The 13,518-nt window shown below is 68.9% G+C and carries 12 protein-coding genes; 1 reads left to right on the top strand and 11 read right to left on the bottom strand.

Annotation, left to right across the window (positions count from 1 at the left end; genetic code table 11):
• Window positions 1-669: 669 nt before the first annotated feature.
• Genes AB8810_RS14915 through yidD form a run of 3 tightly spaced genes read right to left on the bottom strand, consistent with a single transcriptional unit; the run spans window position 670 to window position 3,137 of the window.
• Window positions 670-1,530 carry a M23 family metallopeptidase gene (locus AB8810_RS14915; protein ID WP_191824644.1) on the bottom strand — a complete coding sequence of 287 codons (861 nt, stop codon included), beginning with the start codon at window positions 1,528-1,530 and terminating at the stop codon, window positions 670-672.
• Window positions 1,530-2,864 carry a dihydroorotase gene (locus AB8810_RS14910; RefSeq protein WP_206228538.1) on the bottom strand — a complete coding sequence of 445 codons (1,335 nt, stop codon included), beginning with the start codon at window positions 2,862-2,864 and terminating at the stop codon, window positions 1,530-1,532. The genes AB8810_RS14915 and AB8810_RS14910 overlap by 1 nt, the downstream gene beginning before the upstream one ends.
• Window positions 2,865-3,137, bottom strand: coding sequence for a membrane protein insertion efficiency factor YidD (gene yidD, locus AB8810_RS14905; RefSeq protein ID WP_179565541.1), 273 nt, complete (start codon window positions 3,135-3,137; stop codon window positions 2,865-2,867). It lies immediately after the preceding gene.
• A gap of 130 nt (window positions 3,138-3,267) precedes the next feature.
• On the opposite strand from yidD, the gene dksA reads away from it, so the two are divergent.
• On the top strand, window positions 3,268-4,362 hold the full coding sequence (gene dksA / locus AB8810_RS14900; protein WP_369914071.1) for an RNA polymerase-binding protein DksA: 1,095 nt from the start codon (window positions 3,268-3,270) through the stop codon (window positions 4,360-4,362).
• A gap of 299 nt (window positions 4,363-4,661) precedes the next feature.
• Here dksA and AB8810_RS14895 read toward each other — a convergent pair whose 3' ends face one another.
• The 8 genes from AB8810_RS14895 to AB8810_RS14860 all read right to left on the bottom strand — a co-directional run bounded on the left by AB8810_RS14895 (window position 4,662) and on the right by AB8810_RS14860 (window position 13,511).
• Window positions 4,662-5,336 (bottom strand): hypothetical protein, encoded by a 675-nt coding sequence (locus AB8810_RS14895; protein ID WP_003470093.1) that lies wholly within the window; start codon window positions 5,334-5,336, stop codon window positions 4,662-4,664.
• A 68-nt stretch (window positions 5,337-5,404) separates the two neighbouring features.
• Window positions 5,405-6,262 (bottom strand): hypothetical protein, encoded by an 858-nt coding sequence (locus AB8810_RS14890; RefSeq protein WP_369914070.1) that lies wholly within the window; start codon window positions 6,260-6,262, stop codon window positions 5,405-5,407.
• A gap of 352 nt (window positions 6,263-6,614) precedes the next feature.
• Window positions 6,615-7,001, bottom strand: coding sequence for a hypothetical protein (locus AB8810_RS14885; RefSeq protein WP_369914069.1), 387 nt, complete (start codon window positions 6,999-7,001; stop codon window positions 6,615-6,617).
• Window positions 7,002-7,074: 73 nt separating this feature from the next.
• The gene (locus AB8810_RS14880; RefSeq protein WP_369914068.1) at window positions 7,075-7,914 is read right to left on the bottom strand and encodes a hypothetical protein; all 840 of its coding nucleotides are present in this window, start codon (window positions 7,912-7,914) and stop codon (window positions 7,075-7,077) included.
• Between the two features lie 107 nt (window positions 7,915-8,021).
• Window positions 8,022-9,683, bottom strand: a complete 1,662-nt coding sequence (locus tag AB8810_RS14875; RefSeq protein ID WP_369914067.1) for a PQQ-binding-like beta-propeller repeat protein — start codon at window positions 9,681-9,683, stop codon at window positions 8,022-8,024.
• Window positions 9,684-9,718: 35 nt separating this feature from the next.
• Window positions 9,719-10,618 carry a dienelactone hydrolase family protein gene (locus AB8810_RS14870; RefSeq protein ID WP_372530393.1) on the bottom strand — a complete coding sequence of 300 codons (900 nt, stop codon included), beginning with the start codon at window positions 10,616-10,618 and terminating at the stop codon, window positions 9,719-9,721.
• A gap of 26 nt (window positions 10,619-10,644) precedes the next feature.
• A complete protein-coding gene (locus AB8810_RS14865) occupies window positions 10,645-11,220 on the bottom strand; it encodes a 2OG-Fe(II) oxygenase (RefSeq protein WP_003470112.1) in 576 nt (191 codons plus the stop codon).
• Between the two features lie 119 nt (window positions 11,221-11,339).
• On the bottom strand, window positions 11,340-13,511 hold the full coding sequence (locus AB8810_RS14860; protein ID WP_372530504.1) for a peptidase domain-containing ABC transporter: 2,172 nt from the start codon (window positions 13,509-13,511) through the stop codon (window positions 11,340-11,342).
• Window positions 13,512-13,518 lie beyond the last annotated feature (7 nt).

Genomic DNA, 13,518 nt, shown 5'->3' with positions numbered 1-13,518 from the left:
CGCAGGCTGCTTAAGCAGGAATTGCGTCAGCTGCGACAGTGCGTTTGCGGATGCTGCCTGTCGCGGCTGAAGCCGCTCCTACAAGGTGCGCGGGCACTTGCCGTGTGCACTGTAGGAGCGGCTTCAGCCGCGACCTCGTGCAAAGCCGGAAGGTTCACCGCTGCGCCGACCGCGACTGAAGCTGTTTCTACAGAAAAGGACAGACGCTCTTCGGCTTTTGTGGGAGCGACTTCAGTCGCGACGGGCTCTACCGGTAAGGCCCGTCGCGACTGAAGTCGCTCCCACAAAAAAGCAGTCGCTTCGTGCACTTCAGCGCCAACAGCGGATCGATACGCACATCGAACCGCGCAAGAAGAACGCCTCGGCTACGGAGATGAAGAACGCGCCGCTGCGCGCCGCAGCAGGCGATCAGCCAGACGGTTACTTCGTCCGCTCCAGCACCAACAGCGGATCGATGCGCACGTCGAACCGCGCAAGACCAACGCCTCGGCTACGGAGATGAAGAACGCGCCGCCGCGCGCCGTTGCAGGCGAACCGCCAGACGGTTATTTCGTCCGCTCCAGCACCAACAGCGGATCGATGCGCACGTCGAACCGCGCAAGACCAACGCCTCGGCTACGGAGATGAAGAACGCGCCGCCGCGCGCCACTGCAGGTGAACCGCCAGTGGTTACTTCGTCCGCTCCAGCACCAACAGCGGATCGATGCGCACGTCGAACCAGTTCATCCCCCAATGCAGATGCGGACCGGTCGCGCGCCCGGTGGCGCCGACCGCGCCGAGCACCTGGCCCTGGGCGATGCGGTCGCCGACCTTCACGTCGATCCGCGACAGGTGCAGGAAGTTGGAGCTGACCCCGTAGCCGTGGTCGAGCAGCACGGTGCCGCCGGTCAGGTACAGGTCCGGCGCGGCGAAGGTGACCACGCCGGCGGCCGGCGCCTTGACCGGGGTGCCGGTGGGCACGGCGATGTCCATGCCGGAGTGGCCGGCGCCGGGTTGCCCGTTGTACACGCGGGCATTGCCGAAGCGGCCGCTGATGCGGCCCTGCACCGGCCAGATGAAGGGCGTAGCGAAATCGGTGCGGTCGTCGTCGCGGTCGCGCGCGGCGGTGACCTGCGCCTGCTCGCGCTTGATCCGCTCGGCGATCGCCGGCGGCGGGTTGACCGTCTTCGGCGGCACGCCGTTGACGCGCTCGAGCGGCCAGTCGCGCGGCGTCACCGCGATGTCGATGCTCTCGCTGCCGCCGTCGGCGCGCTGCACCAGGATCCGCAACGGGCCGCGTTCGTCGCGGCCGATGCCGAACACCACGCTGCCGTAGCCGCTGACCCGCAGCGTGCGCCCGGCGTACTGCACGCGGCTGCCGGGCGCCACCTTGCCGATCACCAGCGCGCCCTGCGAGGCGCTGGCGGGGAACACGCTGCGCGTGTCGGCGCTGGCGGCGGACCCGGCCTGCGCCTGCAGCGACGGGATCGCCAGCGCCGACGCCAGCAGGCCGAGCGCCAGCGCGGCGCCCGGCACGCGTGCGCGCCGCATCAGCGGTCGAACGCCAGGCGCTGCCCGTTCGGGCTGCCGACCAGGCGCGCGCCGTCCCAGGCCAGTGCGCCGTTGACCCAGGTCGCGGCGATCTTGGAGCGGAACGTGCGGCCTTCGAACGGCGACCAGCCGCACTTGGACAGGATGTCCTCGCGGCGCACGGTGAAGGGCGTATCGTCGATCAGCACCAGGTCGGCGTGATAGCCCTCGCGCAGGAAGCCGCGCTCGTGCACGTCGAACAGCAGTGCCGGCGCATGCGCGAACTTGTGCACCACCTGGGCCACGCTGAGCCGGCCTTCGTGCACCAGCTCCAGCGCCGCGACCAGCGCGTACTGCACCAGCGGCAGGCCCGACGGCGCCTGCGCATACGGCTTGCTCTTCTCTTCCCAGGTGTGCGGCGCGTGGTCGGTGGCGAGCACGTCGATCACGTCCTCGGCCAGCGCGCGGATCAGCGCTTCGCGGTCGCTGGCGTCCTTGATCGCCGGGTTGCACTTGATCAGGTTGCCCAGCGCCGCGTAGTCGGCGCGGTCGAAGCGCAGGAAGTGGATGCAGGTCTCGGCGGTGATGCGCTTGCCCTGGATCGGGCCGGGCGCGAACAGCGCCAGTTCGTCGGCGGTGGAGATGTGCAGCACGTGCAGGCGGGTGCCGTGCTTCTTCGCCAGCGACACCGCCAGCTGCGAGGATTTGAGGCAGGCCTCGCGCGAGCGGATGTCCGGATGCATCTCCGGGGTCAATGCGTCGCCGTACTTTTCCTTGAACGCGGCCAGGGTCGCGTCGATGGTCGGGGTGTCTTCGCAATGGGTGATGATCGGGGTCGGCGCGTCGCGGAAGATCGCGTCCAGGGTCTGCGGGTTGTCGACCAGCATGTTGCCGGTGGAGGCGCCCATGAACACCTTGATCCCGGGTGCGGTCTTCGGGTCCAGGGTCTGGATCGCGGCCAGATTGTCGTTGCTGGCGCCGAGGTAGAAGCCGTAGTTGCCCCAGGCGCGGCCGGCGGCGGCGTCGTACTTGGCCTGCAGCGCCGCCGCGTCCAGGGTCGGCGGGTTGGTGTTGGGCATGTCCATGAAGCTGGTCAGACCGCCGGCCACCGCGGCCGCCGACTCGCTGGCGATGTCGCCCTTGTGGGTCAGGCCGGGTTCGCGGAAGTGCACCTGGTCGTCGATCATGCCGGGCAGCAGCCAGCGCCCGGCGGCGTCGACCACGGTCTCGCCCTCGCGGGCGGCCAGGTGCGGGGCGATCGCGGCGATGCGGCCGTCGGCGATGCGCAGGTCGCCCTGGGTTTCCTGGCCTTCGTTGACCAGGCGGGCGTTGACGATGAGGGTGGAGGAGGACATTCAGTGTTTTCCTGGGCAGCGGCAGGCCGGCGGCGCCGCGGGATCGGGCACCGGGTCGAACCCGCCGGGATGGAAGGGATGGCAGCGGCCGACGCGGCGGGCGGCCATCCAGCCCCCGCGCAGCGCGCCGTAGCGGGCGATGGCGGTGACCGCGTAGGCCGAGCAACTGGGCACGAAGCGGCAGCGCGGGCCCAGCAGGGGGCTGATGAAGCGCTGGTACAGGTGCAGCAAGGCGATGAGAGCGCGGGCGATCACCCGGCCATGATATGCCAGTTGCGCAACGGGCCGTCGCTCACCGGCCTGCCGTTCACCGGCGTGTAGACGGTGTGGTTGCCGCTGGGGGTAGGGTAGGCTATAAAGGCCCGCTTTCCCGGGCCCCGGGGAAACCAAGGAAGAGCGATTCGTGGCTGCTAAAAAACCTGCAAAGAAGGCCGTCAAGGCCGCCAAGAAGCCCGTCCAGCCCGTTGCCAAGAAGGCGACGGCGTCCGCTGCTGCCAAGCCGCTGAAGAAACCGGTGGCCAAGCCGGCAGCCAAGCCGGCGCCGGCCAAGAAGGCCCCGGCCAAGCCAGCCAAGGCGGTGGCGAAGAAGCCGGCGCCCAAGCCGGTTGCCGCCGCGCCGGCCAAGAAGGCCCCGGCCAAGCCGGCCGCCAAGCCAGCGAAAGCCTCCGCCAAATCCAGCGCCGCGCCGGTCGCCAAGCAGGCGGCAGCCAAGCAGGCCACGCCCGCAGAGAAGCCAAAGCAGGCCACCGCCCCGGTCGCCCCGGCGGTGTCCAAATCCGTACCGAAGCCGGCTGCCAAGCCGGCGCCGGCCAAGTCTGTCCCGGCCAAGGCCGCCACGCCCGCCGCAGCACCGGTTTCCCAGCCGGTCGCCGCCAAGCCCGCTGCGCCCTCGGCCCCGCCACATAAGAATCCCGTGTCCGTTTCGAAATCCTCCGCGAAAACCCCCACCAAATCCGAATCCACCCCCAAGGCGCCGATCGCCAAGCCGACCGGCAAGGTCGCCGTCGCGGTGACCGCCAAGTCCAATACCCCCGCCAAGCCGGCCAAGTACAAGGTGGTCGAGTACAAGACCGACGAAGCGACCGGTCGTCCGATCCTGCCCAAGGGCTACAAGCCGGCCGGCGACGAGGAGTACATGAGCACGCTGCAGCAGGAGTACTTCCGCCAGCGCCTGCTCAACTGGCGTGCCGACCTGGTCGAGGAATCCAAGCAGACCATCGAGAACCTGCGCGACGAAGTCCGCGACATCGGCGACGAGGCCGAGCGCGCCACCCGCGAGACCGAGAACTCGCTGGAACTGCGCACCCGCGACCGCTACCGCAAGCTGATCGGCAAGATCGACAGCACGCTCAAGCGTCTGGATGCCGGCGACTACGGCTACTGCGTGGATACCGGCGAAGAGATCGGCCTGGAGCGCCTGGAGGCGCGCCTGACCGCCGAGCGCACCATCGATGCGCAGGAGCGCTGGGAACACCTGCAGAAGCAGCAGGGCGACTGATTCGCCAACACCCGCGTCTGCGTTCGCCCAAGGCCCTGCTCGCGCGGGGCCTTGTGCTTTCTGGCCGTTCGCGCCGATCCGGCGGGCCCGGCCGGCCTGCCGCCAGGCGTGCGAGCCGGTGCCGCGGCGGTGGGCGGGAGCCCAGTGGCGATGGCGTCCGCGCCATGTGCGGCCGCTGCGCCTGGTGCGTGGGCCATGGCGCGCGCGCAGGTCTCGCGAACGCCGCCGATCCCGATTCGGCCCACCCGCGCCGCGCTGCGGCGCACGCCGCTCACCGCGCCGCGGGACGACGCCGGCATTCAGCGGACGCCGTTGACCAGGCCGCTCTTCGCGTCCTTGAGCAGTTGCAGGCCGGGCAGGCCGAAGCTGTCCAGGTCCGCCTTGCTCGCTGCGATGTTCAGCCCGACGATGGCCGAGGTGTCCGGATCCACGTCCACGCCCAGCGGCATGGCGGCGAACTGCACGTAGTCGCGGCTGTCGTTCCATTGCGGGCGGCCGCCGATCGCCTGGAGCAGGCGGTCGATGTGGGTGCCGGCCGGCTGGCCGAGCAGGTCGAAGGGCAAGGGGACGTTCGGATCGGCGAAGGCGATCAGGTTGGTGACCCGGTCGTTGCGGAAGCCCACGGCCAACTGGCTGTGGACGAGCGTGCCGGCCGGACGCGGATGGCGCGCCAGTTGCGCGTTGAGCTCGCGCGGGTACAGGTACACGACGCTGAGCGTCTGCGGGTGTGCGGCATCGGCGCGGGTGACGTCCGGCTGGCCGAGCGCGGCCAGGACCTGTTGCTTGCGCATGCCCAGCGCGACCGGGCCGATGCGCGTGCACGGAGCGGGCAGGGTGGCCGCGCTGGCGGAGGCGGCGAAGGCCTGCTGCAACGCGCGCGTGCAGGCAGCGGCGTCGCTGCCGGCGGCGTGGGCCTGCGCGACGGCCATGCCGAAGGCGAGCAGGCCGAACAGCGAAAGGGATCGGGGTGTCATGGGGATCTCCGTAGCGTGTCGTGGTGAATGAGGCCGGGATGCGCATCCCAGCCTCACCGCAGGGTGAATCAGTTGCCGTGCCAGCCTTCGCGGTGGCCGTAAGCCGTGACGAAGGCGCTCTGCTGGGCGCTGGTCAACGAGCTCCACTGGTCGGTCGGATTCAGGCCCGAATTGGTGGTGATGGTGGTGATCATCTCCGCGGTCGGGTTCTCGCTCGGCGGCGACCAGGTGCTGATGATCTGGCTGAGCGTGGCGGTGCCGTTGTTGTTGTCGTTGATCCGGTTCATGTTGGCCACCGCGGCGTCGAGCCCGGCCTGGGGATTGGAGAAGATCGCGAAGCCGCGATCGTTGCCGAGCGAGCCGTGGTCGTCGGCGAAGCTGCCGGAACGGATGTCGAGCGGGTTGTTGTCGCGGTTCGGGTGGGTGCCGGTGACCTGCTGGGTGGAGCCGTCTGCCGCGGTGTAGGTCACCGTGGTGCCGCTGGCCGATGCGGAGGTGGCCGGATTGGCGTTGCTGCCGGCGCCACCGTCGCCCTCGCCACCGTCGCCATCGCCGCCGTCACCGTCACCATCGCCGTCACCGTCGCCGCCATCTCCCTCGCCGCCATCGCCTTCTCCGCCTTCGCCGCCTTCGCCTCCCTCACCACCTTCGCCACCTTCGCCACCTTCGCCACCTTCACCGCCCTCGCCACCTTCACCGCCTTCCCCGCCTTCGGCCTCGATCGGCGCGTCGAACTCGGCGGCGGTCTGCATCGCCACCGCCTTGTGCATCGCCGCGTGGTGATGGTGGTGGGTCTTGGCCTTGGCGTGGTGCGCCTTCTTGTGCGCCTTGGCGTGATGGATCGAGCTGGAGAGCGGGTGCGCGCCGATCGAAGCGCGCGTGCCGCCGGCGACCATATCGATTTCGATGATATCGAGCGTTCTCATGTAGATCCTTTGACATGTTGCGGGGAAGGAGCCGTCCTCGCTTCGGCTGATCCGGCCGCACGGCGCATGGCCGCACGCCCGGATCGATCCTGCCGCGCGCGCTGCGCTGCGGCGACGCAACAAGCGTGCGGCCGGCCGTGGTCTCCTCGGCTGCGCGCAAACGCTCGAACGCGTAGAGATGGTTCATGCAGATCGGCATGCCGATGCGTCCCGAAAACCGGAGAACATCGCCGTGCCGAGGGTCGCTTGCGGTCGCAGGCCGGCGCGACGTGGTAGCCGGCAATGCGTGCCGCGTGCCACGCGTGGCTCCGGCAATCGCGCTTTCCGCAAGGATGAGCAGCGTGCCGAACGATCACATCCGGCGTTGCGCCTGCTCTCCCTCGCTGGAACACACCAGCTTCAACTGCAACTGGCGGACGGTCCAATGCGACGGCGTGTCGATCGTCCCGCTCGCGTGCACGTGGTAGGCGGGACAGTCCGCATCTTCCTCGGGATTGTTCTTGATGTCGCAGCTGCCCTCGATCAGGAACGTGTGGGCTCCCTTTGCCGCGCTGCGGGTGAATGTCAGGTTCGGGCACTCCCCGAACGTCCTCGCCAGGACGATGTCGTTCTTCAGGACGTAGGCGAGCGCCTGTTGAGCTTCGTTGCCGGGTGCGGGTTGCATCGCCTGCAACGACCCTTGCGCGGCGAAGACGAGAAGCGACGCCATGCACATGCGCGGCAGCCAGGGGGACTTCATGGGGAATCTCCGATAGGTGATTGTCTTCCGGGCCGGAGCGGTTCCGGCCCGGAAGAGGGGAGTGGGATCCGGGTTACTTGAAGACGCTGATATGGACGTGCGTCGTGTCGCCGCTTTCCCGGCTGGCGGCCGTCCAGTCCGCGGTGGGACTCGACCTGATGAAATTGCCGGCGGGGCCTTCCACGTAGCTGACGTTGGGATCGTTCATCGCGGCATTCTCCAGCGCCTGCGCGTTGTCGAAGCCCGTGCCGCTGGTGCCGACGTGCACGTCGTTGATGATGTTGATATCGACGGCGTTGCCGGTGTAGTGGGCGGAGTTGGGGTTGTGGCTGCCGTTGGTCGTGGCGGAGATGTCGATGCTGTTGACGCCATCGTCGCTGTCGAGCACCGAGTTCAGCGCCGAGGCCATCTTGGACGTGACCGGATTGTCGCTGCTCGAACCATCCTGCGTGTTCTGGTAGGTGATCGAAACCGTCCTGCCATCGCTGGTCTGGTGGCTGCTGCCTATGCTGGTATCGGCCGGCCCGTTGCCGTCCGCATCGTTGCCGTCGTCGTAACCGCCGCTGCCGTCGCCTTCACCGCCTTCGCCTCCCTCACCACCCTCACCACCCTCACCACCCTCACCGCCTTCGCCTCCCTCACCACCCTCACCACCTTCGCCTCCCTCACCACCTTCGCCACCTTCACCGCCTTCACCGCCTTCGGCCTCGATCGGCGCGTCGAATTCGGCGACCGTCTGCATCGCGGCCGACTTGTGCATCGCCGCGTGGTGGTGATGGGCCTTGGCCTTGGCGTGGTGCACTTTCTTGTGCGCCTTGGCGTGATGGATCGAGGTGGACAACGGGTGCGCGCCGATCGAAGCGCGCGTGCCGCCGGCGACCATGTCGATTTCGATGATATCGAGCGTTCTCATGTTGATCCTTTGACATGTTTGCGGGGAAAACCGTCCTCGCTTCGGCTGATCCGGCGGCACGCCGTTTCTGGCCGCGCGTCCGGATCGATCCTGCCGCGCGCGCCGCGCTACGACGACGCGGCAAGCGCCTGGCCGGCCGCGCCTTCCCCGGCCTCGCGCAAGCGCTCGAACGCGTAGAGATGGTTCATGTAGGTGGAGACGAAGATGCGCCGGCCGTCCGGCGAGACCGCGACGCCGTTGGTGACCGCATCCGGCAGTTGCAGCACGCCCTTGGTTTCCAGCGTGTCGATGTCGATCTCCACGACGCGGCCGCCATTGCTGCCGACGATGACGCGATTGCCCACGCGCTTGGGCGAGGCATACACCCGCGCGCGCAGATTGATCTTCTTGAGCAGCTGCATGGTGTCCACGTCGATGACGTACAGATGCCGGTCGCCGGAGCCGCAGAACAGTTTGTTGCCGGCGAACAGCGGCGTGGTGTAGCAGATCTCGTCGGTCTGCCATTCGCCGCGCTTCTCGCCGGTGGCCACGTCGAGGAGGTAGATCGACTTGTCGAAGGAGGCGAAGGCGGTCAGCCGGCGTTGTTCGTCGACGGCGGGCGCGTATTTCACCGAGCGCCGCGTCGGGAAGCGCCACACGATGCGGCCGGTCTTGGCCTCGAGCGCGAGCGTCTCGTGATCGGCGCTGCCCCAGATCACCAGGTCGCCGCCTTCCCAATAGCCCGGCGAGCCGTGCTGCAGCTTCTCGACCTGATGTTCCCAGACCTTCTCGCCCGTGCCCATGTCGTAGGCGGCCAGGCTGCCCTGCGCCCAGGGGCGGACGTACTCGATGCCGACACACAGCAGGTTGTGCTGCGGCAGCAGCAGCGGCGAGGCGCCGATCCAGTCGCCGTCCGGATGCGTCCAGATCTCCTCGCCGCTCTGCGCGTCCAGGCAATAGACGGTGCCGTTGTAGGCGCCGAAGTACAGGCGCCCGTCGTGATGGGCGGGGCACGACCAGATGCCTTTCTTGGTATAGGCCGCGCCGGTCACCTGGTATTCCCACAGCAGCCCGCCGGTCTCGGCCGAGAACGCCTGCATCTTCGCCGCGTCGCAGCCGCGGAAGATGGTGTCGCCGACCAGCAGCGGCGCGGACTTCGGTACCACGTGATAGGCGAAGCCGCCCGGTGTCGCCGTTCGCCACAGCTCGCGGTAGGCCTGCGTGGGGTGCGGCGCGCTGTGGTCCGGCGGAAGGTCGAAGTCCTTCAGGGTGAACAGCGATTGCACGGCGATGCCGTGGGTCTTGCGCCACTGCATGCCGGCCCTGGACAGGAAATCGACCACCACGAACACCTCGCCCAGCGGGTGGCCGGCCATGGCGATGACCGCGCGCGCCTTTTCGGCGCTGTTGCCGGAGTTGAGCGAGTCGTCGACCAGCACGATCGGCAGGTCCAGCACCTCGCCTTCGATCGCATTGCCCAGGCCTGTGGTCTTGCGGTCCTTGCGGATGATGAAGCCGTTGACCGCGCCGCGCTCTTTCGGCGCGGTCAGCAGCAACGCGGTGAGCAGCGGGATCGCCGCCGTCTCCAGGCCGCCGAGCTGGAACGGTTCGCGGCTGGCGTTGCGCTCCCAGAACGCGTGGGCGATCTGCTCGAGCGCCTCGCGCTGCATGAACACCCGGCGCAGGTCGAACAGCCAGGTGTACGCGCCGCCCTTCTTGGTGATCAGCGGAATGTTCTCGGCCGCGGTGTGCAGGCCGATGGTCTGGATGATGTCCCGGATCGATTGCATGGTCATCGTGTGCTCTGCGCGGGTGGTCGGGGAGGTCATGGGGACGCCGCAGCGTCCAGCGTCTTGAGGTAGGCATCGACCGGCGGTCCCCAGATCGCGGAGCCGCGGCGGCCGAAGAACAGGTGATGCCCGTCGTCGCCGTAGGCGGCGGGCGCGACCAGTTCGGCACGGCCGCCGGCCTGCACGAAGGCGCGATGCAGCGCGGCGGCCAGCGCCGGGTCGAAGAAGCTGTCGTTGCCGGTGTAGATCCACAGCATCGGCGTGCTTGCGGTCGTGCCGAAGCGGCCTGCCGCCTCGACCAGTTTTTCCGGCGCGCAATTGCTGTTGGCCCGATCGTGGAAGTGGCCGCCGCGGCCGCCGGCCATGTTGACGAAGGCCGCGACGTTCGGATGCGGCATGCTGTCGTAGGCCAGCGTGCCCCAGCCGCCGGCCGACTGGCCGACGACGATGGCGCGGCCCGGATCGAGGCCGGGCAGGGCGGTGACGAAATCCACGATCGTCTTGAGCTGCCGCGCCGTCTCCAGGCCGGCCTTGGCGTAGTCGGCGCGGTCGCAGCCGTCGTAGCCTTCGGTCCAGGGGCCGCCGGTCGCGCCGTAGCCCAGCCGCAGCACCAGCGCGACGGCGTAGTGCCGGTGCAGGAACCATTGCGCGGATTCGCCGCTGCAGCTCTCCAGCGTCATGCCCGGCCGCTCCGACGCTTTCGCCGGCGAGCCGTGCGCGATCACCACCAGCCGCGGGCGATGCACGCCCTCGGGGCGGCACAGGCGCCCTTGCAGCGTCCATGGATGTCCGCTGTCGTCGGCGATCGGGATCCGCAACGGTTCGCCCAGGTCGGCGCGGCTGCGGCCGAGAGCGTCCGCCTTCGCCGCGTGCGGCGCCACGGCGAAGGCCAGGAGCGCCGCCACGAGCGCGCTGCGTGGCATGGTGGTCTGCATCGGAAGTCGTCTCTTGCTGTGCTGGTCTAGCGGCGGATGCGCCGCATGTGGAACGCGAGGGTGGTGCACAGCGTCGGGCAATCGCGGGCCGGGGCGCGCGACGCACGGACGATGGTCCCGTCGAACAGCACCAGCCGGCCGGGACGCGGACGGATGGAGATGCATTCGCGCGCGGCATCGTAGAACACGGTTTCGCCGGCCCAGCCGTCCTTCCATTCGGTGCTGGTGTAGAGCAGGGCGACCCGCTCCTGGTCGGACGGCTTGGCGTAGTGATGCGCGGCGCCGTCCTGTCCGTGCGTGTGGCCGCTGGCGTAGGCGCGGACCAGGCCATAGTCGGGCGCCAGTTCTTCGCGGATGTGCCGCCACACGTCGTTGAGCGATTCCAGCCCCGGCGTGGCGTTGAGCACGTCGTCGTGGATGGCCCGGTCCTGCGCGTTGCGGCTGCCGCACAGGTGGATGTGCCAGGACGGATGCGCGTCGCCGAGCAGGCCCGGGTAGACGCCGTATGCCCAGCCGCCGCGACCGCTGGCCAGTTCCGGCAGATGCTGCACGTCGACGAAGTTGTTGACGACCTTCAGGGATGACGCTTCCGATGACGACACGGCGTTACCTCATGGTTTCGTGGAGGGCGAAAGGTGCGGGGATGGGCGGGCGCCACGCGTTCCCGGCGGAGGCCGCGGCGCGGCGTCGTCGCCGACGCCCGCCAGGAGCCGGCGTGGTCTCATGGCGCGTCTCCGATGGACGACGTCGCCGCGATGGGAGCCGCGTGGCGCGGCAGCGGACGCGTCACGGCTGCCCCTTCGCACAACTCGATGACACGGTCCGCATGCGCGATGGTCTCGGGCCGGTGCGCGATGACGATGCGGGTGATGTTCAGCGCCTTGATGGCGTGGTTGAGCCGCCGTTCCATGGCGACGTCCAGGTGGCTGGTGGCTTCGTCCAGCACCAGGATCTGCGGCCGGCGATACAGCGCGCGGGCCAGGAACAGGCGCTGCTGCTGTCCGCCGGAAAGGGAGGAACCCATGTCGCCGACCAGGCTGTGATAGCCCATGGGCATGGCCACGATGTCCTCGTGCACGCCGGCAAGGCGCGCTGCGTCCTCGATGTCCTGCGGCGTGGCGAGGGCGTCGAACAGACTGATGTTTTCTGCGATCGAACCGGTGAACAGGTGATCGTCCTGCATCACGCTGGCGGTCATCGCGCGATAGCGCGACTTGCCGAGCCGGCGCAGATCGATGCCGCCGATCTCGATCGATCCCTGCTGCGGGTCGAGCAGGCCGAGCAGCAGCCGGATCAAGGTGCTCTTGCCGCAGCCGGACGGGCCGACGATGGCCACCGATTCGCCCGGCCGCACCGCGAAGCTGCACTCGCGCAGGATCCACGGCTCGCCTTCGGCATAGCGAAAGCCGACCTTGTTGAACGCCACGCCCGGTTCCGGCAGCGGGCCGACGTGCTCGCTGCTGGCGTAGGCTTCCGGCGCGGTCAGCACGATGTCGGCCAGGCGCTCGGCCTGCAGGCGCAGCATGCGCAGCTCGATCGCGTAATCGATCAGGCTGGCGACGCGGCTGCTGAACTGGTCGCCGTAGGCGACGAACGCGGTCAGCATGCCGACGGTGAACTGGCCCTTCAGCCCCAGCCACGCGCCCAGCCACAGCACGCCCAGCCGTTGCGCGCCGGTGGCCAGGCCCTGCAGCGCGGTGAACAGCATGTCCAGGCGCTGCACCGCGATCGAGGTGTTGAGCGTGTCGGCCGCCGCATTGAGGTAACGCCCGGTCTGCTCGGCTTCCTGGTTGTGCAGGCGGATCGTCTGCACCCCGCGCACCGCTTCCAGGAAGCGGCTGTGCTGTTTGGCGGTCACCGTGATCTGGCTGAGGTTGGCTTCGCGGTAGATGCGGAAATACAGCAGCCGCAGGCCCGCATACAGGGCCACGGCGCTCAGCACGATGGCCGACAGCAGCGGGCTGTAGACGAACAACACGACCAGGGTGATGCCGGCCATGAGCCCGTCGAGCAGGATCTCGACGAAGCGCGTGGTCAGGGTCTGCTGGATCGCGTCGATCGCGCCGAAGCGCGACACGATGTCGCCGAGGTGGCGCGCGCCGAAGTAGGCGTGCGGCAGCCGCATCAGGTGCTGGAACACGTTGCCGGTCCAGCCCAGGTTGAAGTGGGTGCTGAGCCACATCACCGTCCAGCTGCGCAACGCGGAGACCAGCGTTTCCAGCACCATCAGCAGGGCGAAGCTGAGCCCGAGGAAGGTCAGCAGGTCGTGGTCGCCGTCGGCGATGACCTGGTCCACCACCAGTTGCATGAACAGCGGCGCGAGCAAGGCGAACAGCTCCAGCACCAGCGCCAGGCCGAAGATCTGCGCGAGCCCGCGGCCCAGGCCGCGGATCGAACCGGCGAGCGAGCGCAGCGAGACCGGCGGCGCCTCGCGCTGGCGCTGGAACGTGGGGCCTTTCGAAAACTCGATGGCGACGCCGGTGAAATGCCGTGCGACCTCGGCCAGCGGCAGGGTGCGCACGCCCACGGCCGGATCGTGCAGGGTGACCTTGTTCCTGCCGACCTCGTGCAGGACCACGAAATGGTCGAGATCCCAATGCAGCACGCACGGCGTCTGCAACTGGCCCAGTTCGTCCATCTCCAGCCGCAGCGGCCGGCTTTGCAGCCCCAGCGCGTGCGCCACTTCGATCAGGCGCCGCGCGGTCATGCCTTTCAGCGACAGGGTGAAACGCCGGCGCAGTGCCGCCAGGTCGGTGTGGTGGCCGTGGTAGCCGGCGATCATCGCCAGGCAGGCGAGTCCGCACTCGGCCGCTTCGGACTGGAGCACGTTCGGCAGGCCGCGCGCGCGCCAGAAACGCAGCCGCGGCGTGCCCTGCGCGCGAGCGGCATGCAGGCTGTCG

It is taken from the genome of Xanthomonas sp. NCPPB 3005, from assembly GCF_041228095.2.
Taxonomy (GTDB): domain Bacteria; phylum Pseudomonadota; class Gammaproteobacteria; order Xanthomonadales; family Xanthomonadaceae; genus Xanthomonas_A; species Xanthomonas_A bonasiae.
Note: the sequence above shows the minus strand (reverse complement) of the source record. Positions and strands in the feature narration are given on the sequence as shown.

Excerpts from the sequence above, each read along its gene's own strand:
- AB8810_RS14885 (WP_369914069.1), bottom strand. The coding sequence starts at position 7,001 with ATGAAGTCCCCCTGGCTGCCGCGCATGTGCATGGCGTCGCTTCTCGTC.
- AB8810_RS14870 (WP_372530393.1), bottom strand. The coding sequence starts at position 10,618 with ATGCAGACCACCATGCCACGCAGCGCGCTCGTGGCGGCGCTCCTGGCC.
- AB8810_RS14890 (WP_369914070.1), bottom strand. The coding sequence starts at position 6,262 with ATGAGAACGCTCGATATCATCGAAATCGATATGGTCGCCGGCGGCACG.
- AB8810_RS14895 (WP_003470093.1), bottom strand. The coding sequence starts at position 5,336 with ATGACACCCCGATCCCTTTCGCTGTTCGGCCTGCTCGCCTTCGGCATG.
- AB8810_RS14875 (WP_369914067.1), bottom strand. The coding sequence starts at position 9,683 with ATGCAATCGATCCGGGACATCATCCAGACCATCGGCCTGCACACCGCG.
- AB8810_RS14880 (WP_369914068.1), bottom strand. The coding sequence starts at position 7,914 with ATGAGAACGCTCGATATCATCGAAATCGACATGGTCGCCGGCGGCACG.
- AB8810_RS14915 (WP_191824644.1), bottom strand. The coding sequence starts at position 1,530 with ATGCGGCGCGCACGCGTGCCGGGCGCCGCGCTGGCGCTCGGCCTGCTG.
- AB8810_RS14910 (WP_206228538.1), bottom strand. The coding sequence starts at position 2,864 with ATGTCCTCCTCCACCCTCATCGTCAACGCCCGCCTGGTCAACGAAGGC.